The sequence below is a fragment of the Phenylobacterium sp. genome, from assembly GCF_036723115.1.
Taxonomy (GTDB): Bacteria; Pseudomonadota; Alphaproteobacteria; order Caulobacterales; family Caulobacteraceae; genus Phenylobacterium.
In genome coordinates this window covers 1-19026 of sequence record NZ_DAIMHV010000045.1, presented here as the reverse complement: position 1 = coordinate 19026, position 19026 = coordinate 1, and the positions used below count along the sequence as shown (strand labels likewise).

At 68.7% G+C, this 19026-nt stretch carries 19 protein-coding genes and 1 riboswitch; of the genes, 10 read left to right on the top strand and 9 right to left on the bottom strand.

The window, feature by feature from the left end; translation table 11 throughout:
• Window positions 1-288: 288 nt before the first annotated feature.
• The 5 genes from V7D28_RS06925 (at window position 289) to V7D28_RS06905 (ending at window position 3427) form a co-directional block, all read left to right on the top strand.
• Window positions 289-1395: a flagellar basal body P-ring protein FlgI gene (locus tag V7D28_RS06925; RefSeq protein ID WP_333586642.1), complete on the top strand. Its 1107-nt coding sequence runs from the start codon at window positions 289-291 to the stop codon at window positions 1393-1395.
• Window positions 1395-1718, top strand: a complete 324-nt coding sequence (locus V7D28_RS06920; RefSeq protein ID WP_333586641.1) for a rod-binding protein — start codon at window positions 1395-1397, stop codon at window positions 1716-1718. The genes V7D28_RS06925 and V7D28_RS06920 overlap by 1 nt, the downstream gene beginning before the upstream one ends.
• A 4-nt stretch (window positions 1719-1722) precedes the next feature.
• Entirely contained in the window at window positions 1723-2166 is a 444-nt protein-coding gene (locus tag V7D28_RS06915) for a flagellar basal body protein (RefSeq protein ID WP_333586640.1), read from the top strand.
• A gap of 83 nt (window positions 2167-2249) precedes the next feature.
• Window positions 2250-2407: riboswitch (FMN riboswitch) on the top strand.
• A gap of 88 nt (window positions 2408-2495) precedes the next feature.
• The gene (locus V7D28_RS06910) at window positions 2496-2990 is read left to right on the top strand and encodes a 6,7-dimethyl-8-ribityllumazine synthase (RefSeq protein WP_333586639.1); all 495 of its coding nucleotides are present in this window, start codon (window positions 2496-2498) and stop codon (window positions 2988-2990) included.
• A complete protein-coding gene (locus V7D28_RS06905; RefSeq protein ID WP_333586638.1) occupies window positions 2987-3427 on the top strand; it encodes a PaaI family thioesterase in 441 nt (146 codons plus the stop codon). Before V7D28_RS06910 ends, V7D28_RS06905 begins: the two co-directional genes overlap by 4 nt.
• Window positions 3428-3466: 39 nt before the next feature.
• On the opposite strand, the gene V7D28_RS06900 is transcribed toward V7D28_RS06905, so the two are convergent.
• Window positions 3467-5044 (bottom strand): ABC-F family ATP-binding cassette domain-containing protein, encoded by a 1578-nt coding sequence (locus V7D28_RS06900; protein WP_333586637.1) that lies wholly within the window; start codon window positions 5042-5044, stop codon window positions 3467-3469.
• A gap of 204 nt (window positions 5045-5248) precedes the next feature.
• On the opposite strand from V7D28_RS06900, the gene V7D28_RS06895 reads away from it, so the two are divergent.
• From V7D28_RS06895 to V7D28_RS06885, 3 genes are all read left to right on the top strand, one after another.
• Window positions 5249-6454 (top strand): dipeptidase, encoded by a 1206-nt coding sequence (locus V7D28_RS06895; protein WP_333586636.1) that lies wholly within the window; start codon window positions 5249-5251, stop codon window positions 6452-6454.
• Window positions 6455-6561: 107 nt separating this feature from the next.
• Window positions 6562-9453, top strand: a complete 2892-nt coding sequence (uvrA, locus tag V7D28_RS06890) for an excinuclease ABC subunit UvrA (RefSeq protein WP_333586635.1) — start codon at window positions 6562-6564, stop codon at window positions 9451-9453.
• A gap of 103 nt (window positions 9454-9556) precedes the next feature.
• A complete protein-coding gene (locus tag V7D28_RS06885) occupies window positions 9557-10168 on the top strand; it encodes a glutathione S-transferase family protein (RefSeq protein ID WP_333586634.1) in 612 nt (203 codons plus the stop codon).
• Window positions 10169-10202: 34 nt separating this feature from the next.
• On the opposite strand, the gene V7D28_RS06880 is transcribed toward V7D28_RS06885, so the two are convergent.
• Window positions 10203-11096: a hypothetical protein gene (locus V7D28_RS06880; protein WP_333586633.1), complete on the bottom strand. Its 894-nt coding sequence runs from the start codon at window positions 11094-11096 to the stop codon at window positions 10203-10205.
• A 140-nt stretch (window positions 11097-11236) separates the two neighbouring features.
• Between V7D28_RS06880 and trmFO the strand changes: the two genes are divergently transcribed.
• Window positions 11237-12637, top strand: a complete 1401-nt coding sequence (trmFO, locus tag V7D28_RS06875; RefSeq protein ID WP_333586632.1) for a methylenetetrahydrofolate--tRNA-(uracil(54)-C(5))-methyltransferase (FADH(2)-oxidizing) TrmFO — start codon at window positions 11237-11239, stop codon at window positions 12635-12637.
• Window positions 12638-12640: 3 nt separating this feature from the next.
• On the opposite strand, the gene V7D28_RS06870 is transcribed toward trmFO, so the two are convergent.
• From V7D28_RS06870 to yajC, 6 genes are all read right to left on the bottom strand, one after another.
• Window positions 12641-13324, bottom strand: coding sequence for a squalene/phytoene synthase family protein (locus V7D28_RS06870; protein WP_333586631.1), 684 nt, complete (start codon window positions 13322-13324; stop codon window positions 12641-12643).
• A gap of 177 nt (window positions 13325-13501) precedes the next feature.
• Window positions 13502-14107, bottom strand: coding sequence for a urate hydroxylase PuuD (locus tag V7D28_RS06865; protein WP_333586630.1), 606 nt, complete (start codon window positions 14105-14107; stop codon window positions 13502-13504).
• Window positions 14108-14196: 89 nt separating this feature from the next.
• The gene (locus tag V7D28_RS06860) at window positions 14197-14556 is read right to left on the bottom strand and encodes an Mth938-like domain-containing protein (protein ID WP_333586629.1); all 360 of its coding nucleotides are present in this window, start codon (window positions 14554-14556) and stop codon (window positions 14197-14199) included.
• Between the two features lie 2 nt (window positions 14557-14558).
• Window positions 14559-15512: a protein translocase subunit SecF gene (gene secF / locus V7D28_RS06855; protein ID WP_333586628.1), complete on the bottom strand. Its 954-nt coding sequence runs from the start codon at window positions 15510-15512 to the stop codon at window positions 14559-14561.
• 11 nt (window positions 15513-15523) lie between these two features.
• Window positions 15524-17128 (bottom strand): protein translocase subunit SecD, encoded by a 1605-nt coding sequence (gene secD, locus V7D28_RS06850; RefSeq protein ID WP_333586627.1) that lies wholly within the window; start codon window positions 17126-17128, stop codon window positions 15524-15526.
• 31 nt (window positions 17129-17159) lie between these two features.
• Window positions 17160-17510, bottom strand: coding sequence for a preprotein translocase subunit YajC (gene yajC, locus V7D28_RS06845; protein ID WP_333586626.1), 351 nt, complete (start codon window positions 17508-17510; stop codon window positions 17160-17162).
• 113 nt (window positions 17511-17623) lie between these two features.
• Here yajC and V7D28_RS06840 point away from each other — a divergent pair, with 113 nt between their 5' ends.
• Window positions 17624-18463 carry an ATP-binding protein gene (locus V7D28_RS06840; RefSeq protein ID WP_333586625.1) on the top strand — a complete coding sequence of 280 codons (840 nt, stop codon included), beginning with the start codon at window positions 17624-17626 and terminating at the stop codon, window positions 18461-18463.
• A 116-nt stretch (window positions 18464-18579) separates the two neighbouring features.
• Here the strand turns inward: V7D28_RS06840 and V7D28_RS06835 are convergent.
• A partial coding sequence (locus tag V7D28_RS06835; protein ID WP_333586624.1) for a murein hydrolase activator EnvC family protein occupies window positions 18580-19026 on the bottom strand: 447 nt, incomplete at its 5' end.

The window sequence follows — 19026 nt, the reverse complement described above, 5'->3', positions numbered from 1 at the left end:
GCCCTGGCCGCTCCCCGCCCGCCGGGATCGCCCCGGACCCGAGGCGGCGCCGGGGCCGCCCGAACCACTGACTTTCATGCGTCTCACATCACGCCGAGATACCGATGGGGCCAAGGTGCTCGTCGCCGCTTAGAGTATGGTTAATGCCGGGCAATTTCTGCACCGGGCCAAGGGCGCCGCCTGCGCATCTCAGATCAGGCGATTGATTTTAAAGGATTCCCGCCCGTTAAGCATGATGGCACGCCGCTGGCAGGGCGTGGCGCGACTGTTCCAAGTTCGCGAGCCGCCATGTCCAGACGCTTCCGCCTCTTCAGCGCCCTGCTCCTCGCCGCCAGCCTGGCGGCGGGTCCGGCGCTCGCCAGCTCCCGGATCAAGGACATCGTCGAGTTCGAGGGCGTGCGGGACAACATGCTGGTGGGCTACGGCATCGTGGTCGGCCTGAACGGCACCGGCGATTCCCTGCGCAACGCCCCGTTCACCCGGCAAAGCCTCGAAGCCATGCTGGAGCGTCTGGGGGTGAACACCCGCGACGCCAACCTCAACACCAAGAACGTGGCCGCGGTCATGGTCACGGCGCGGCTGCCGGCCTTCGCCGCCGCAGGCTCGCCCATCGACGCCACCGTCTCGGCCATGGGGGACGCCAAGAGCCTGCAGGGCGGCACCCTGCTGGTCACCCCTCTGATGGGGGCGGACGGCGAGGCCTATGCCGTGGCGCAGGGCACCGTCCAGACCGGCTCCATCTCTGCTGGGGGCGCCTCGGGTTCGTTCGTCTCCAAGGGCGTGCCCACGGCCGGCCGCATCGCCGGCGGCGCCCTGGTGGAACGGGAGCTGGGCTTCCAGTTGGCCTCCATGGGCCAGATGCGCATGACCCTTCGCAACCCCGACTTCACCACCGCCCGGCGGATCGCCGACGCGGTGAATCGCCAGTTCCCCGGCACGGCCTTCGCGCAGAACCCCACCATCGTGGCGGTGCGCCCCCCGGCCGGCTTCGACATGACCGCCTTCATGGCCCAGGTGGAGAACCTGGCCGTCCAGCCCGACGCCCCGGCCAAGGTGGTGATCGACGAGGTGTCAGGCGTGATCGTCATGGGCGAGAATGTCCGGGTCTCCACCGTGGCCATCGCCCAGGGCAATCTGACCATCCGGGTCCAGGAGATCCCCATGGTCAGCCAGCCCGCTCCCTTCAGCGACGGCCGCACCGTGGTCGTCCCGCAGACGGTGATCGATGTGGAGGAGGAGCGCGGCAAGCAGTTCCTCACGGTCAACAGCGGGGCGTCCCTCTCCAGCCTCGTGTCAGGCCTCAACGCCCTGGGCGTCACGCCCCGGGACATGATCTCCATCCTGCAGACCATCCGCGCCGCCGGCGCCCTCCAGGCCGACATCGAGGTGATGTGATGACCAGCGTCTCCCCCCTCTCCCCTCTCCCCTTCCTGCCCGCCGTGGAGCCTCAGGCCGGGGACACCGCGGGCCTGGCCCGCCGCGGCCGGATCGAAGAGACGGCGGCCAAGTTCGAAGCCGCCTTCCTGTCGATGATGATGCAGCAGATGTTCACCGCCACCGAGGCGCCGGCGCCCTTCGGCGGCGGTCAGGGGGAACAGATGTTCCGCTCCTTCCTCACCGAGGCGTTCGCCGAGGAAACGGTGAAGAGCGGCGGCCTGGGCATCGCCGACACGGTGGCCCGTGAAATGCTGAAACTCCAGGGCCTGAGCGAGGACTGAGACCATGGCGATTGCCGCCCTCGACCCCCGTGACCGGGTCGAACAGCTGATCATCCTCACCGAACGCCTCACCGACCTGGTGGCCCGCAGCGCCCAGGCGTTCGAGGACGGCCGGCCTCAGGCCGCCGCCGAGGTGCTGGAGGAAACCACCCGCCTGGCCAATCTCTACCGGCATGAATCGGCGCGGATCCGGGCGGACACCTCGCTGGTGAATTCGGCGCCCCTGGCCCTGCGCACCCAGCTGGCGCGGGCCACCGAGGCCTTCGACGCCGTCCTTGCCCGCCAGGGGCGCGCCATAGAGGCCGCCCGCACCGTCACCGAGGGCCTCGTCAAGGCGATCGCCGACGAGGTGGCCAGCCAACGGGGCGAGACCGCTGGCTACGGCCCCGGCTCGGCCGGCGCCTCACGAACGGCGGCCACGGCCATCACCCTGAACCAGCGCGCCTAGGACGCCCGAGGAGGCGCCGGACAAACGCTTGTTTGACCCTCCCATTGCGGTAGTCTGGTCCGGTCGCCAGGTGATCTGGCGATCTACGTTCTCAGGGCGGGGTGAAACTCCCCACCGGCGGTAATGCCAGGCGCCAGCGTCTGGACGAGCCCGCGGGCGCCTGGAGCCTCACGGCTCCAGGGACGAGCAGACCCGGTGTGATCCCGGGGCCGACGGTCATAGTCCGGTTATGAGAACCGTCGACAGCGCCGGGGGGCGTACGCCCCTTCGCGTGCTGGTCGGCGATGCCCCTGAGTCGTGGTTGCTCCAACCCATCAGGGGATATGACCATGACTGAAGCCGCCTTCGAATTTCCCACCGCCAACGGCGCTTACCGGGCCGCACGGATCGCCTTCGTTCAGTCGCTCTGGCACCGCGAGATCGTCGATCAGGCCTATGTCGGTTTCGCCGACGCCATGGGGCGAGAGGGTTTCGGGACCGACCGGATCGACCGCTTTGAAACCCCGGGGGCCTTCGAGATTCCCCTCCATTGCCAGAGCCTGGCCCGGACCGGCCGATACGCCGGCATCGTCGCTGCGGGCTTCGTGGTGGATGGAGGCGTCTATCGTCATGAATTCGTCGCCGAGACGGTCGTCGCCGCCCTCATGCAGGTCCAGCTGGCCACTGAGACGCCGATCTTCTCCGTGGTGCTGACGCCTCATCACTTCCATGACCATCAGGTCCACCACGACTTCTTCCGGGAGCACTTCGTGGTGAAGGGGCGGGAGGCGGCCGAGGCCTGCCTGGGCACCATGGCCAGTCTGGCGCGGCTGGCGGCGGCATGACTCCGGCCGCCCCGGAGGGCTTCGCCCTGCATGAGCGGCGCAGTCCGCTGACCGATCCCTGGGCGCCCATCTATGCGCGGAAGGAGGCCCAGGCGATCGTCCTGGGCCTCTGGGCCGGTCAGGCGCATGTCAATGGTCGCGGCTTCGTCCACGGCGGTCTGATCATGGCCCTATGCGACAACGCCATGGGCCTGTCCTGCGTCCAGGCCGTGGGCGGGGACGCGTCCATGGTCACGGTCAATATGAGCGTCGATTTCCTGGAGAGCGCCCAGATCGGCCAATGGCTGACCTTCGAGACGGAGTTTGTGCGTCCCGGCGCCACCCTCTGCTTCGCCCAGGCCTTCGCCCGCGCCGACGGCAGGGCGGTGGCCCGAGCCAACGGCGTCTTCAGGCGCGTCGTCCGCCGCGCACCGCACGAGACGCCGGATCCTGGCTGACGGCCCCACGTTCCGCGAGCCTCAGCCCCGCGCGCCGCGTCAGGCCAGGTCCAGCCGCGTCTCGACGCCGACCGCCTCCAGAAAGTCGAGATCGTGGCTGACCAGCAGCAGGGCGCCGTCATAGGCGCCCAGGGCCGCCTCCACCGCCGCCAGGGAGTCCAGGTCGAGGTGGTTGCTGGGTTCGTCCAGGACCAGGAAGGGCGGCGGCTCCGGCGCCATGAGCACGCAGGCGAGCGCCGCGCGCAGCCGCTCTCCGCCGCTGAGGTCGGCGACCCTGCGCTCGGCGGCGCTGTTGCGGAACAGGAACCGCGCCAGGGCCGCCTGGGCGGTGTGGCGCGTCGCCCCGCGGTTCAGGCGCAGGAACGCCTCCAGCAGGGTCTCGTCCGGAGCCAGAAAGCCGAGCTGCTGATCGAAGTACCGGGGCGTCACCCCCAGGCGAAGCTCCCCTCCCGAGGGCGGCGCCAGGCCCGAAAGGACCCGCAGGAGACTGGACTTGCCCGAGCCGTTGGGGCCGCAGACGGCGACCCGCCGGGGACCGGCCAGGTGCAGGTCAAGGTCGCGCACCAGCAGGCGTCCGTCCGGACTGCGCACCTCCAGGCCCTCGGCCGACAGGAGGGTTCGGCCCGGGGCGAGGCCGGTGGCGGGCAGGTCGAATCCCAGTCGCCGGGCCCGTTCGATCCGGGCCTGCGCCTGGGCCAGGCGCTCGGCGGCGTTCGCTTCCCGTCGCGCGGCCAGACGCTCCACCCGGCCTGAGGTCGCCTCCGCCCGGGCCGCCCGGGCGCCTAAGAGGATCTTCGGCTCCCCGCCCCTGGCCGCCAGGCGCCGTCCCGCAGCGTTCCGCCTGGCCTGCCGCTCCCGGTCCAAGCGGATCTGGCGGACCGCGCGGGCCGCCTCCTGACGCGCGGCGTCCAGCTGACGGGCCGCGGCCTCGGCCCTGTCCGCCTTCTGCTGCGCGAAGAGGTCATAGTCGCCCCCATAGAAGCCAACCCCCTGGGGTGAGAGCTCGACGATGCGGTCCATGCCCCGCAACAGGGCGCGGTCGTGACTGGCCGCCAGCACCCCGCCGCGATGGGACGCGACAGCCTCGGCCACCAGGGCGCGACCAGCGGCGTCCATGTCGTTGGTGGGTTCATCCAGGATCAGCAGGTCCGGGGCCGTGGCGATCAGTCCGGCCAGGGCGGCGCGGGTCGCTTCCCCGCCGCTGAGACTGGCGGCCGGACGCCAGACATCCAGCCCCCCGAGGCCCAGACCGTCGAGGGCTGCGGTCAGGCGGGGCTCAAGCGCCCAGTCCGCGGTCTCCAGGTCCTCGTCCGACGCCTCGCCCTGGGCGATGCGTCTCAGGACCGACAGCTCCGCGGAGAGGCCGAGGAGGTCGGCCACCGTCCCGCTCGGCGGCCCCGCGCGCTGACGCAGCACGCCGACGCGCCCGACCTGCGAAAGGCTGCCTGCCTGCGGACGGGCCTCGCCCAGGATCAGGCGGATGAGGGTCGATTTGCCCGACCCATTGGCGCCCACCAGGCCGGTTCGTTCAGCCCCCAGGGCCAGGGTCAGGTTTTCGAAGAGCAGCCGACCGTCAGGCGTGCGGCAGGAGACTTGATCGAGGGTGACGAAGGGCATGGAGCGGTCCGGCGACATGGGCGTGCAGGGCGAGGCGGTCGAGCGTCGCTTGGCGCATGTCAGGGCTCCTTCCTTGGCTTGGCGCTCTCAGATAGTCGCAGGACGGCAGTTGCGCAATTCGCGGCCACGGGCGGGCAGGACGCCATTGCACCTGGGCCATGGGCGCCCCTAACTGCCCCCTCGCCTTTTCCGGAGTCGCCCGCCGTGCATCCTCGCGCCCTGCTCGCCAGCCTGATCGTCCTGTCCCTGCCCGCCGCCGCCCTCGCTCAGACCCCACGGGAGATGCATGAGGCGGCCATCGTCCTGGACACCCACTTCGACACCCCGGCCAACTTCTCCGCGCCCGGGTGGAGCATCATGGACCGGCACGACTACGCCATCGACGGCACCCAGGTGGACTATCCGCGCATGGTCGAGGGCGGGGTGGACGGCGGGGTCTTCGTGGTCTTCACGCCCCAGCGCGGGCGGGACGCCGTGGCCGACATGTGGTCCCGCGATCACGCCCTCACACGCACGGCCGAGATCCTGCAGATGACCGCCCGTCATCACGAGCACTTCACCCTGGTGACCACGCCGGCCCAGGCCCGGACGGCGGTGGCCGAGGGCAAGAAGTTCGTCTTCATCAGCCTGGAGAACGGCGCGCCCCTGGCCGGCGACCTGTCCCTGATGGAGAGCTTCTACAAGCTGGGCGTGCGCATGATGGGGCCCGTCCACTTCGCCAACAACGACCTGGCCGATTCCTCCACCGATCCCGGCGGCCCGGAGTGGAACGGTCTGAGCGAAAAGGGCCGGCAGTTCGTCCGCCACGCCAACGACCTGGGCATCGTCATAGACCCGAGCCACGCCTCCGACGCGGCGCTGGACCAAATGCTGGAACTTTCGCGGGCGCCGCTGATCCTGTCCCATTCGGGGGTGAAGGCGGTCTATGACCATCCGCGCAACATCCCCGACGACCTGCTGCGCAAGCTGGCGGCCAAGGGCGGCGTCATCCAGATCAACGCCTTCTCCGGCTACATGGTGGACACCCCCCGCATCCCTGAGCGCATCGCCGCCATGGCCGCCCTGAACGCCAAGTATGGACCGCAGCGCGACGTGCCCGCCGAGCGGCGGGAAGCCTATCTGGCCGAGCGGGCGGCGATCGAGGCTCGCTATCCCCTGCCCCAGGCCAATCTCGACGATCTCATGGCCCACATCCTCCATGTGGTGAACACGGTGGGGATCGATCATGTGGGCCTGTCGGGCGACTTCGACGGCGGCGGCGGCATTGTCGGGCTGGAGGACGTCACCGCCTTCCCCGCGCTAACCGAGCGCCTGGTGGCGGCGGGCTTCACCCAGTCGGACCTGGACAAGTTCTGGGGGGGCAATGTGCTGCGGGTGATGGAGGTGATCCAGGCCGCGGCGACCCGCTGACCCAGGGCTTTGTTCCCGCCTTGTTCTCGTGTTATCTGTGAGTCTGGGCACTACATAGAAGCCGGCTGGCCGGAACCGCGGCGGCCGGCAGGGTTTCCAGGACAATCATGGCCGATCAGCTGAACTTCATCCGCGTGCGCGGCGCGCGGGAACACAATCTGAAGGACGTCAGCGTCGACATTCCCCGCGGGGAGCTGGTCGTCCTCACCGGCCTTTCGGGATCGGGCAAAAGCTCGCTCGCCTTCGACACCATCTATGCCGAGGGCCAGCGGCGTTACGTGGAAAGCCTCTCGGCCTATGCCCGCCAGTTCCTGGAGCTGATGAGCAAGCCCGATGTGGACCTGATCGAGGGCCTGTCCCCGGCCATCTCCATCGAGCAGAAGACCACCAGCCGCAATCCCCGCTCCACCGTCGGCACGGTGACGGAGATCCACGACTATATGCGCCTGCTCTGGGCGCGGGTGGGCACGCCCTACTCGCCGGCCACCGGCCTGCCCATCGAGAGCCAGACCGTCAGCCAGATGGTGGACAAGCTCACCGCCCTTCCCGACGGCACGCGCCTCTATCTGCTGGCGCCGGTGGTGCGCGGCCGCAAGGGCGAGTACCGCAAGGAGATCGCCGAGTGGCAGCGGGCCGGCTTCCAGCGGCTGAAGATCGATGGCGAGTTCTACCCCATCGAAGACGCGCCGAGCCTCGACAAGAAGTTCAAGCACGACATCGACATCGTGGTCGACCGTCTGGTCACGCGTGGCGACCAGGAGGCGCGCTACGCCGACAGCCTGGAGACCGCCCTGCGCCTGGCCGACGGTATCGCCGTGGCCGAGTGGGCGGATGTCGCCGAGGGCGAGAGCGAGCCGCGGCGGATCATCTTCTCCGAGCGCTTCGCCTGCCCCGTCTCGGGCTTCTCCATCAGCGAGATCGAGCCCCGCCTGTTCTCGTTCAACAATCCCTTCGGCGCCTGCCCGGTCTGCGACGGCCTGGGAGCCAAGCTCGCCTTCGACCCCGACCTGGTGATCCCGGACAAGGACAAGCCGCTCCATAAGGGCGCTGTGGCGCCGTGGTCGAAAGGCCCCTCGCCCCTCTACACCCAGACCCTGCAGGCCCTCTCGCGCCACTACGGCTTCTCCATGGACGAGCCCTGGTGGAAGCTGCCGGAAGAGGCCCGCCAAGTGGTGCTGCACGGCTCCAAGGGCCAGAAGATCCACTTCGTCTATGACGACAACGCCCGGAAGTATGAGGTCAACAAGACCTTCGAAGGCGTTCTGCCCAATCTTGAGCGCCGCTGGCGCGAAACCGACTCCGCCTGGGTGCGCGAGGAACTCGGCCGCTTCCAGTCGGAAACTCCCTGCGAGGCCTGCGAGGGCTACCGCCTGAAGCCTGAGGCCCTGGCCGTGAAGATCGACGGGCGCCACATCGGCGAGGTCTCCCGCCTCTCCATCCAGCACGCCCGTGAATGGTTCGCCGCCCTGGAACAGGTGCTGAGCGAAAAGCAGATGGAGATCGCCCGCCGCATCCTGAAGGAGATCAATGACCGGCTGCGGTTCCTGGTGGATGTGGGGCTGAACTATCTGAACCTGTCGCGCAATTCCGGCACCCTGTCGGGCGGGGAAAGCCAGCGCATCCGTCTGGCCAGCCAGATCGGCTCGGGCCTGACGGGCGTGCTGTACGTCCTCGACGAGCCCTCCATCGGCCTGCACCAGCGCGACAACACCCGCCTGCTCAACAGCCTGCGGGGCCTGCGCGACCTGGGCAATTCGGTGCTGGTGGTGGAGCACGACGAGGAGGCCATCCTCACCGCCGACTATGTGATCGACATGGGTCCTGCGGCCGGCGTCCACGGCGGGACTGTGGTGGCCGAGGGCACGCCCGAACAGGTCATCGCCAATCCCCGCAGCGTCACCGGCCAATATCTGTCCGGCGCCCGCGAGATCGCCGTGCCCCAGGACCGGCGGCCCATCTCCAAGAAGAAGATGGTCCGCATCATCGGCGCCTCCGGCAACAACCTGAAGGGCGTCACCGGCGAGATTCCGGTGGGGACCTTCACCTGCATCACCGGCGTCTCCGGCGGGGGCAAGTCCACCTTCACCATCGAGACCCTCTACAAGGCCGCGGCGCGGCGTCTGCACAACGCCAGCGACGCGCCGGCCCCCCATGAGCGGATCGAGGGCCTGGAGCACTTCGACAAGGTCATCGATATCGACCAGTCACCCATCGGGCGGACGCCCCGCTCGAACCCGGCCACCTATACCGGCGCCTTCCAGCCGATCCGCGACTGGTATGCGGGCCTTCCGGAGTCCAAGGCCCGGGGCTATGGGCCGGGGCGCTTCTCGTTCAACGTCAAGGGCGGTCGCTGCGAGGCCTGCCAGGGCGACGGCGTCATCAAGATCGAGATGCACTTCCTGCCCGACGTCTACGTCACCTGCGACGTGTGCAAGGGCAAGCGCTACAATCGCGAGACCCTGGACATCCAGTTCAAGGGCAAGTCCATCGCCGATGTGCTGGACATGACCGTCGATGAGGCGGCCGACTTCTTCAAGGCCGTGCCGCCAGTGCGCGACAAGATGGAGACGCTCAAGCGCGTCGGCCTGGGCTATGTGAAGGTGGGCCAGCAGGCCACCACGCTTTCCGGCGGCGAGGCTCAGCGGGTGAAGCTGTCGAAGGAGCTGTCGCGGCGCGCTACCGGCCGGACGCTTTACATACTCGACGAGCCCACCACCGGCCTGCATTTCGAGGACATCCAGAAGCTCCTGGAGGTGCTGCACGAGCTGGTGGACCAGGGCAATACGGTGGTGGTGATCGAGCACAATCTCGACGTCATCAAGACCGCCGACTGGCTGCTGGACTTCGGGCCTGAAGGCGGCGACGGCGGGGGCGAGATCGTCGCCGTCGGGACGCCGGAGAAGGTGGCCGCCGCGCCCGAGAGCTGGACCGGCCGCTATCTGAAGGAACTGCTGGACCGCCACGAGGAACGCCGCCTGGCCCGCCGCAAGAGCGCCTGAGCTCGGGCGTTCGACGGGAGCCTCGCCTGACGTAAGGTCAGGCTTCCCGTAAACGCCCGTTCGAAATAGCGTCGCTCCATTCGTTTGATGATTGGAGTCGATGATGATCCTCTATGGCGCGCCCATGCCGGCGCCGAACCCCCGTCGCGTTCGCATTTTCCTGGCCGAGAAGGGCATCGACCTTCCGGAGACGACGGTCGACATGCGCAAGCGTGAACACAAGTCGTCCGAGTACCGGGCCAAGAATTCCCTGGGCCAGATCCCCACCCTCGAATTGGACGACGGTTCAACCATTTCCGAGACGGTGGCCATCTGCCGATACTTCGAAGAGACCCATCCCGAGCCGCCGCTCTTCGGGCGCACGCCCCTGGAGAAGGCCCATGTGGACATGTGGGTTCGCCGGATCGAGTTCGTCCTGATGATGCCGGTGGGCAACTACTGGCGCCACGCGCACCCCTTCACCGCGGCTCTGCTGAACCAGTTCAAGGAGTTCGGAGAGTCCAACCGCGAGACCTATGCCGGCGCCCAGAAGTGGTTGGACCGCGAGCTCGCAAGCCGGGACTACATCGCTGGCCACGACTTCACCGTCGCCGACATCTGCGCCCTGTCGACGGTGGATTTCGCCGCCTGGATCGGGCTGGAGATGAACCCCGAATACGCCAATCTGGCGGCCTGGCATAAGCGGGTGTCGGCCCGCCCCAGCGCCTCGGCCTGAGACCTCGGACCTGAAGCCCCGCCTTCCGCGACGCTCAGGGCGCTTCGCGGAAGGCGCGGTAGGCCACCACCTGCGGCGACAGCAGGACCGGGTAGTAAATCGCCATGATCAGGGCGTTGAAGATCAGATAGGCGACGGTCTGGACGGAAAAATAGGCTCCCACCGAACTGAGGTCGGGCTGGAAGACCGCGCTGACGTCCTGGATGCTGCCGCCGCCCATGACCGTGATCACGCCGGCCACGGCGGTGAAGATCACCATCATCAGCAGGCTGACCACGATGATGGTCGCCACGGCCAGCACATAGGCCCCGAACAGGCCCAGGAAGCGCCCCTTGGTCAGCCGCCAGGACTCAAACACCGACAGCCTGCGCGTATCGAAGGTGATCACCGGCGCCAGGGAAAGCCGCACCAGGGTGAAGAGCCACAGGCCGAGGCAGAAGGTAAACACCCCGATGGCCACCAGGCCTCCCGACCCGGCCCCGATGACGGCGGCTATGCCGGCCGCGACCCCCGACAGGAAGATCAGGGCAAGGAGACCGATCAACGAGAGGAAGTAGTAAATGATGGTGAGCGCCGCCAGCCGCACCTCGTCCGCCCCCAGCCGAAGATAGCCCAGCCCCGCCTCCTGCGGGCGCAGATGCAGGCGATAGACCGCCGCGGCGATCACCGCCATGACCGCCAGCCCCAGGGGCGCCAGCACCACGGTGCTGGGCGCCAGGCCCATCATCATCTGGGTCACCTCGTCCGGAGTCAGCTCGTCGCTGCGCTCCATGAGTTCGAGCACGTCGCCGCTCATGGAAATGAGGACCAGCGCGCTGACCACCGACACCACGAAATGGAAGATGGCCCAGACGAGAATGGTTCGGGGCTGTTCGCGGGAAAGCCTGAAGCCTTCGAAGGCCGCTTCGCCGGCGGAAAAGGTGGTCATGGTCGCTCCTGGGCGGCGCACGGTCTGCCGGGCCCAGGCCCTTGAGTCACCACCCTCTTCAGGCGGAAACTAGGGCGGCGGGGCGAGCGACTGCAAGGGCCGGCTCGCGAAGTCGGCGGATCATTGGTAAGGGGTCGCCCATGAGCAACAATCCCATTCACGTCATCGGCGGCGGCCTGGCGGGCTCCGAAGCCGCCTGGCAGATCGCCCAGGCCGGCGTCCCGGTCATTCTGCATGAGATGCGTCCCGTCCGCGGCACCGACGCGCACCAGACCGACCAGCTGGCCGAACTGGTCTGCTCCAACTCCTTCCGGGCCGACGACTGGGCGGGCAATGCGGTGGGCCTGCTGCATGCCGAGATGCGGGCACTGAACTCGGTGATCATGGCCTGCGGCGACGCCCATCAGGTGCCCGCCGGCGGCGCCCTGGCCGTGGACCGCGAGGGCTTCTCCCAGGCGGTCACCGCGAGACTGTTGGCCCACCCCCTGGTCACCGTCGCCCGGGAAGAGGTGGCCGGCCTGCCGCCCCAGGACTGGGACAGCGTGATCATCTCCACGGGTCCCCTCACCTCGCCGGCCCTGTCGCAGGCCATCCTGGAGCGGACGGGCGAAGGCCAGTTGTCCTTCTTCGACGCCATCGCCCCCATCGTTAATTTCGACTCCATCGATATGGACGTGGCCTGGCGGCAGTCGCGCTATGACAAGGTCGGCCCCGGCGGCGATGCGGCGGCCTATATCAACTGTCCCATGGACAAGGCCCAGTACGAGGCCTTCATCGACGCCCTGCTGGCCGGGCCGAAGTCCGAGTTCAAGGACTGGGAGCATGTCCCCTATTTCGACGGCTGCCTGCCCATCGAGGTCATGGCCGAGCGGGGGCGTGAAACCCTGCGTCACGGGCCGATGAAACCCGTGGGCCTGACCAACGCCCACCGGCCCGACGACAAGCCCTATGCCGTGGTCCAGTTGCGCCAGGACAATGCGCTCGGCACGCTGTGGAACATGGTGGGCTTCCAGACCAAGCTGAAGCACGGCGCCCAGACCGACATCTTCCGGATGATCCCGGGGCTGGAAAAGGCCGTGTTCGCCCGGCTGGGGGGCCTGCATCGCAACACCTTCATCAACAGCCCGCGCCTGCTGGACGGGCAGCTGCGCCTGAAGGTGGAGCCGCGTCTGCGGTTCGCCGGACAGGTGACCGGCGTCGAGGGCTATGTGGAAAGCGCCGCCGTCGGCCTGCTGGCCGGGCGCTTCGCCGCCGCCGAGCGCCTGGGCCGGCCGCTCGCCCCGCCGCCGGCCACCACGGCGCTGGGGGGACTGATCGGCCACATCACCGGCGGCCATCTGGACGGAGGCGCGGGTTCCTTCCAGCCCATGAACATCAACTACGGCCTGCTGCCGCCCCTGGAGCCGCCCAAGCGCGACGCCGAGGGCCGCCGCCTGGGCGCCAAGGAGCGTGGCCGCACCAAGAAGCGGCTGATGGGCGAACGCGCCCTGGCCGACCTGGCCGCCTGGATGGGGGTCGAGCGCCCGCTCGCCGCCGAATAGGTTTCAGATCCGCCCCGTCAGCGCCGCCAGGGTGACGGCCAGCCGCCGCGCCAGGGCGCCCGGGGCCTTGGGCCGCCCATAGAGCCGCGCCAGGGCGCCGTGGGCCGCGGCGGGAAAGGCCTCCACGCTGAGGCCGCGCGCCTCCCGGCGCAGGCGGGCCTGTGTCTCGGGGGCGAGGCCTTCGGGCCGGCGCGAGAGGGCCCAGAGGGCGGCTGCGGCTTCGGCCCGGACGCCGTCCGCCTGCGCGCCGCCCAGCATCGTCGCGGCGATCTGCGCCGCCGCGCCGGCGGTGGCGCGGGCCCAGGCCTCGGCCTCCTCGGCGGTCATGGGTCCGGCCTCGAGCTCACGATAGCGCCCGTCGATCATCCGCTCGAAGGGGTCTCGTCTCAAGCCATGGCGGGCGATCAGCCGGGCCAGGGCCTGGGCCGTGGGATGGTGGCGGACAGGGCGGCCCTCGAACACCTCGTCCAGCACCTCGCGCCACCAGGTCAGGCGGATTTCCGCCAACAGCGGGTTGGACGCCACCTTCGGTGCGCGGCCGAGCTCGTGGTCGAATGCGTAAAGGGCCATCACCTCCTCGCGCACCGCCCGATCGGCGATCAGTCGGCCCGACAGCCAGCGGTCGGGATCGACCCGCGCCACCAGGGCGTCGAGGTCTTCGGGCGGAGCGTCGGCAGGTTCAGTCATGGGCCTAGAGCGCGTTCCGATAAGTGGGAACCGGTTATCGGAAAGAAACGCGCTCAAGTCTTTGGGTTTAGAGCCTGATTCAACGATCTGACGGTTCCGTCAGATCGCATCAGGCTCTTGGAAAACGCGAACGGGCCCGCCGGCACGGCGGGCCCGTGGCTTAGCCTGGTTCGGCGTTCAGCCGAAGACCGTCTGGTTCATGGCCATGGTCACCAGCATCGGCAGGGACAGCAGCGTGTTGGTCCGCGAGAACAGCATGGCGGTGCGTCCGGCCTTGGCCTTGGCCGCATCGTCGGCCTCCACGATGCCGAGAGCGATCTTCTGATTGGGCCATATGAACAGCCACACATTGAGGAACATGATGGTCGCCAACCACATGCCCACCCCGATGAAGGTGTGCTGGGCCGAGACGAAGCCCTCAGAAGCCCCCAGGGTCAGGGCGGGCACGAGATAGCCCCGGCTCCAGGCCAGAAGCAGGCCCGACAGCAGGGTCACCACCGCCGCCCAACGGAACCAGAAGAGAGCCTCCGGAGCGATATGCTTGCTGATCGCCGGGCGCATCTCCGGCGGAATGTCCGGCATTTTCCGGATCTGGACGAAGTTGAAATAGTACAGCAGGCCGATCCAAAGGATGCCTGCCACCACGTGCACCCAGCGCAGCGCCGCCTGGACGAAGATCACGTCGGCCGAGCCGTGGTGGCCGAGATAGCCCGCGATCATCACCAGGGCCAGCAGGCCGCTGAGGATCATGGTGTTACGGAAGTTGGATAGGAGCCCTTGCATGGCGTTTCCCCGATCTTGCCCATAGCCAAGCCTATGGCGGGGCAATTTGCGCGCCAAGTCCAGTCCTTTGGCGCCCCGCGGGCGGCGCCTCAGATGGCGATGAGGGCGCAGGCCAGGCGCCGGCCCTCGGCTGTGAGCACATTGTACATGCGCGCCGCAGCCGCGGTGTCCATGTATTCGAGGCCGATCCCCCCACGCTGAAGCAGGGTGCGCACCGTCCGCGGGGGAAGGCCGTTGGCCGCGCCCGTGCCCAGCAGCAGGAACTCCACCTCCCGCGCTCCGGCGTCGAACACGGGAAACAGCGAGTCCGGCGTCAGCTCGGCCAGGGCGCGCACGTTCCAGGCGCTGGCGACGTCGCGCACGATGAGCAGGGAACCCGGCCGCCAGACCCCTGCCACCCGGAATCCCCCGGGGCCGAAGGAGTCGATGGCCGGCGCGTCGCGCGCCACGATCAGGTCCGGACCGGCAGGGGCTCAGCCTCCTCGTCATCCCGGCGCACGCCCCACAGCAGAATAATGGGGGCCGCCACATAGATGGAGGAGTAGGTGCCGATCACCACGCCGAAGATCATGATCACCGAGAAGCCGAACAGGGTCGGCCCGCCGAAGATGGCCAGGGCGCCCAGGGCCAAGATGGTGGTCAGGCCGGTGATGACGGTCCGCGAGAGCGTCTCGTTGATGGTCAGGTCGATCACATCGCGCAGCGGCATGCGCTTGTACTTGCGCAGGTTCTCCCGCAGACGGTCGAACACCACCACCGTATCGTTCATCGAATAGCCGATGATCGTCAGGATCGCCGCGATGCTGGTGAGCGAGAATTCCAGATCGATCAGGGCGATGAGACCGAAGGTCAGGATGACGTCGTGGAACAGGCCCACGACCGCCCCCACCCCGTATTGCAGCTCGAACCGGAACCAGATGTAGATCAGCATCAGGACGATGGCGAAGCCCAGCGCCATGAGCCCGTTCTGGAACAGCTCCCCCGACACCTTGGGGCCGACCACTTCGGTCTTGGGGAAGCTGACCTCGCCCAGGGTTTCGGTCAGCGCGGCCTTGACCTCTTCGATGGCCTGCTCGTTGCTCTCGCCTTCAGGCGTCTGGAAGCGCACCAGGGCTGAAGAGGCCGTGCCGAAGGCCTGGACCTGGACATCGCCCAGATCCATCGCCCCCAGCCTCTGCCGGACGGCCGAAAGGTCCACATCGGCGGGTGCGGTGGAGATTTCCAGCAGCGTCCCGCCCTTGAAGTCGATGCCGCAGTTCAGCCCCCCGCAGGGCGGGGTGAACGGGTAGAGGGCCAGGAAGAGGGAGGCGATGGCGGCCAGCACCGACACCACGCCGGCATAGCGGGCGAAGCCCACGAAGCGGAAGTTGGTCTTGGCGGGCAGGATCTTGATCAGGGGCCACATGGCGGCGTCCTTCAGACGATCGGCAGGGTCTTGGGACGGCGCACGCGGAACCACAGGGCCAGAAGCACCTGAGTCACGAGCACGGCCGTGAAGACCGAGGTCAGGACGCCGATCGACAGCGTCCAGGCGAAGCCGCGCACCGGTCCGGAACCGAACTGGAACATGATGAGCGCGGCCAGGATGGTGGTGACATTGGCGTCGATGATGCTGCTCATGGCCCGGGAGAAGCCGGCGTCCATGGCGGCGATGGCGCTCCGCCCGGCGCGTATCTCGTCACGCATCCGCTCATAGATCAGCACATTGGCGTCCACGGCCACGGCCAGGGTCAGGATCAGGCCGGCGATCCCCGGCAGGGTCAGGGTCGCCTGGGTCACCGACATCACCGCGATGATCAGCAGGGCATTGACCAGCAGGGCGATCACCGAGATCCCGCCGAACAGGCCCCCATAGGCCAGCACCATGAAGACCAGAATGGTGATGAAGCCCACGGTGGTGGAGATCTGCCCCGCGCGAACGGCGTCGGCGCCCAGTTCGGCGCCCACGGTGCGCTGCTCCTCCACGGTCAGCGGCGCGGGAAGCGCGCCGGCCCGAAGCAGCACGGCCAGGTCGTTGGCGGTCTCGACGGTGAAGTTGCCGGTGATCTGGCCGCTGCCGCCGGTGATGGCGCCCTGGATGACGGGGGCGGAGATCACCTTGCCGTCCAGGACGATGGCGAAACGGCGGCCGATATTCTGGCTGGTGGCCTCGCCGAAGCGGCGGGCGCCCACGCTGTTGAACCGGAAGGTCACCACCGGCTGGCCGCTCTGGCCGTCAAAGCCCTGAGAGGCGTCCGTCAGCATCTCGCCCGACACAAGCGCCCGGCGGCGCACCACCAGGACCGAGCCCGGCTGCTCGTCCGACGGCAGCACCTCCGAGCCCGGCGGGGCGCGGCCCTGGGCGGCGGCCTCCAGGTCGGCGGACTCGTCCACCATCTGGAAGGTCAGCTTGGCCGTCTGGCCGATGACATTCTTCAGCCGCTCAGGATCGCTCTCGCCCGGCGCCTGGACGACGATGCGGTTGGAGCCCTGGCGGATAATGGTCGGCTCGCGGGTGCCCAGCTCGTCGATACGGCGGCGGATGATCTCGATGGACTGCTCCACAGCCTTGGCCGCCTCGGCGTTCACCGCCTCGGGCACGAAGCCGATGCGCAGGCCGTCCGGCCCGTCATTCCGCACGGTCATGTCGGTGCCGCCGGGCGTGCCGGCGAGCGGCGCCCCCAGCGCGCCCCGCAGGGCCTGGGCCGCCCGGTCACGGTCGGCCGGGTTGGCGACCCTCAACAGGACCTCGCCGGACTGCTGACGCAGGTCCGAATAGGCCACGCCCGCCCCGGTCAGGGTGACGCGGGTGTCCTCCAGCACATTGACCAGCCGTTCGGCCCGCAGGGCCTCGGTGTCCACCTCGAGCAGCAGGTGGGATCCCCCCTGCAGGTCGAGGCCCAGGTTCAGCTGTTGCCGCGGAAAGAAGCCCGGCATGGCCGAGAGCGTCTGCTGCGGCAGGATGTTGGGGAGGGAGAAGAGGACGCCGAAGATCGCCGCCAGGACGACGGCGATGATCTTCCAGCGCGAGAGAGTCATCATGAGGCGAGGCCGCCCTTGGAGGTGCGAGGAATCAGGACTTGGCGTCGTTGGCCGCGGCGGGTTCGCCCCGAACACGCACTTCGGAGATCATGCCGCGGACCACTTTCACGGTCACGCCGGTGGCGATTTCAAGGCCGACCTCGCGTTCCTCGACGCGGACCACCTTGCCCATCAGGCCGCTGGACAGCACCACCTGATCGCCCCGCTTCAGGCCGGCGACCATCTTCTGGTGGGCCTTCATCCGCTGCTGCTGCGGGCGGATCATCAGGAAGTAGAACAGGACGATGATCGGGATGAAGATCAGGAACTGGCTCAGAATGGCGCCCATGCCGCCTGCGGCGGCGGCGTCGGCGGTCTGGGCGAAGGCGGGGGTGGCGAACATGGCCTCTCCGGCAAACAGGCAGGGCCGCAGGATCGGCCCCTCTCAAGTCGGCGGAAGCTATGCGCTGAGCCCCCCTTTTGCAATGCAGGGCAAGAGCGGTAAGCACCGGAGCCATGGACCAAGCCCTCGCCCCCCTGCTCGCCCGCATCGCCGACGCCCTGGAGCGCCTGGCCCCGCCGCCGCCGCCCGCCCTGGATTTCAGCCGGGCGCGGCTCTATCGCCATGAGCCGGACAGGGGCGGGTTTGCGCCGGCCCCGGACTATCCCCTGGGTCTGGACTCGCTGATCGGGGTCGATCGCCAGAAGGGGCGGTTCCTGGAGAACCTGCAGCGCTTCGCCCAGGCGCTGCCGGCCAACCATGTCCTGCTGTGGGGGGTGCGGGGCACGGGCAAGAGCTCCATCGCCAAGGCCGCCTTCATGGCCCTGACCCAGACCGCGCCGGACCTGCGGCTGGTGGAGGTGGATCGCGACCAGGTCACCGCCCTGCCCGGTCTGTTCGACGCCCTGCGCGCCTGCAAGGAGCGGTTCGTGGTGCTGTGCGACGATCTGTCCTTCGAAGAGGGCGCCGCCGCGGCCAAGGCGCTCAAGTCGGCCCTGGAGGGCGGGGTCTCCGGCCCGCCGGAGAACGTGCTGTTCGTGGCCACCTCGAACCGACGCCACCTGATGCCCCGCGGCCACCAGGAGGACCGCGGGCTGATCGCCACGGCCGAGGACGCCGAGGAGGAGATCAGCGTCTCCGACCGCTTCGGCCTCTGGATCGGCTTCCCGCCCATGGACCAGCCCACCTATCTGGCGGCGGTCGCGGCCTATGCCGAGAAGTATGGCCTGGAAGACCCGCAGCTGGAGCGCCGGGCCCTGCAATGGGCCCAGTTGCGCGGCGCGCGGTCAGGCCGGGTGGCCTGGCAGTTCATCCGCGACCTCGCCGGGGAGCAGGGAAAGCCCCTGCCCCTCTGAGCCTGTCGGGTCCGGCTGGCCCGTGATCCGATTTCATGGACGTCGGATCACGGCCCGGAGTCCTCAGTTGGACGCGCGTTATGAACTGATAACCGGCTCCAGCTGATCGCAACGCGCTACTGCGGCAGGACCAGCATGGGGTCGATGGGTCGCGCCCGGTCCTGCGGGGTGGGCGCATAGCGCACCTCGAAGTGGAGCTGCGGCTCGGTGACCTCGCCGGTGGAGCCGGCCTGGCCGATCTGCTGACCCTGGCTGATCTTGTCCTGCATCTTCACGTCGATCCGCGACAGGTGGCCGTAGGCCGTCACCCAGCCGTCGGCGTGCTTGATGAGCACCAGATTGCCAAAGCCCGGCACCTGGTCGCCGGCATAGACCACGTCGCCGGCGGCGGCGGCCCGCACAGTCTCCCCGGCCCGGGCGCGGAGGTTGATGCCGTCATTGCGCTGGCCGGTGCCCTTGGGTCCGAAGGTGGAGAGCATGTCCCCGCGCATGGGCCAGACGAACCGGCCGCGCCCCAGCTCGGCGATGCGGGAATCGGCGGGCGTGCGCGTGCTGGGCACGAT

Bases quoted from the DNA above. Each gene is read 5' to 3' on its own strand.
- yajC (WP_333586626.1), bottom strand. From the start codon at position 17,510: ATGTTCGCCACCCCCGCCTTCGCCCAGACCGCCGACGCCGCCGCCGCA.
- trmFO (WP_333586632.1), top strand. From the start codon at position 11,237: ATGAGCAACAATCCCATTCACGTCATCGGCGGCGGCCTGGCGGGCTCC.
- uvrA (WP_333586635.1), top strand. From the start codon at position 6,562: ATGGCCGATCAGCTGAACTTCATCCGCGTGCGCGGCGCGCGGGAACAC.
- V7D28_RS06910 (WP_333586639.1), top strand. From the start codon at position 2,496: ATGACTGAAGCCGCCTTCGAATTTCCCACCGCCAACGGCGCTTACCGG.
- V7D28_RS06925 (WP_333586642.1), top strand. From the start codon at position 289: ATGTCCAGACGCTTCCGCCTCTTCAGCGCCCTGCTCCTCGCCGCCAGC.
- V7D28_RS06865 (WP_333586630.1), bottom strand. From the start codon at position 14,107: ATGCAAGGGCTCCTATCCAACTTCCGTAACACCATGATCCTCAGCGGC.
- V7D28_RS06905 (WP_333586638.1), top strand. From the start codon at position 2,987: ATGACTCCGGCCGCCCCGGAGGGCTTCGCCCTGCATGAGCGGCGCAGT.
- V7D28_RS06880 (WP_333586633.1), bottom strand. From the start codon at position 11,096: ATGACCACCTTTTCCGCCGGCGAAGCGGCCTTCGAAGGCTTCAGGCTT.
- V7D28_RS06920 (WP_333586641.1), top strand. From the start codon at position 1,395: ATGACCAGCGTCTCCCCCCTCTCCCCTCTCCCCTTCCTGCCCGCCGTG.
- V7D28_RS06900 (WP_333586637.1), bottom strand. From the start codon at position 5,044: ATGCCCTTCGTCACCCTCGATCAAGTCTCCTGCCGCACGCCTGACGGT.
- secD (WP_333586627.1), bottom strand. From the start codon at position 17,128: ATGATGACTCTCTCGCGCTGGAAGATCATCGCCGTCGTCCTGGCGGCG.
- V7D28_RS06870 (WP_333586631.1), bottom strand. From the start codon at position 13,324: ATGACTGAACCTGCCGACGCTCCGCCCGAAGACCTCGACGCCCTGGTG.
- V7D28_RS06840 (WP_333586625.1), top strand. From the start codon at position 17,624: ATGGACCAAGCCCTCGCCCCCCTGCTCGCCCGCATCGCCGACGCCCTG.
- V7D28_RS06885 (WP_333586634.1), top strand. From the start codon at position 9,557: ATGATCCTCTATGGCGCGCCCATGCCGGCGCCGAACCCCCGTCGCGTT.
- secF (WP_333586628.1), bottom strand. From the start codon at position 15,512: ATGTGGCCCCTGATCAAGATCCTGCCCGCCAAGACCAACTTCCGCTTC.
- V7D28_RS06915 (WP_333586640.1), top strand. From the start codon at position 1,723: ATGGCGATTGCCGCCCTCGACCCCCGTGACCGGGTCGAACAGCTGATC.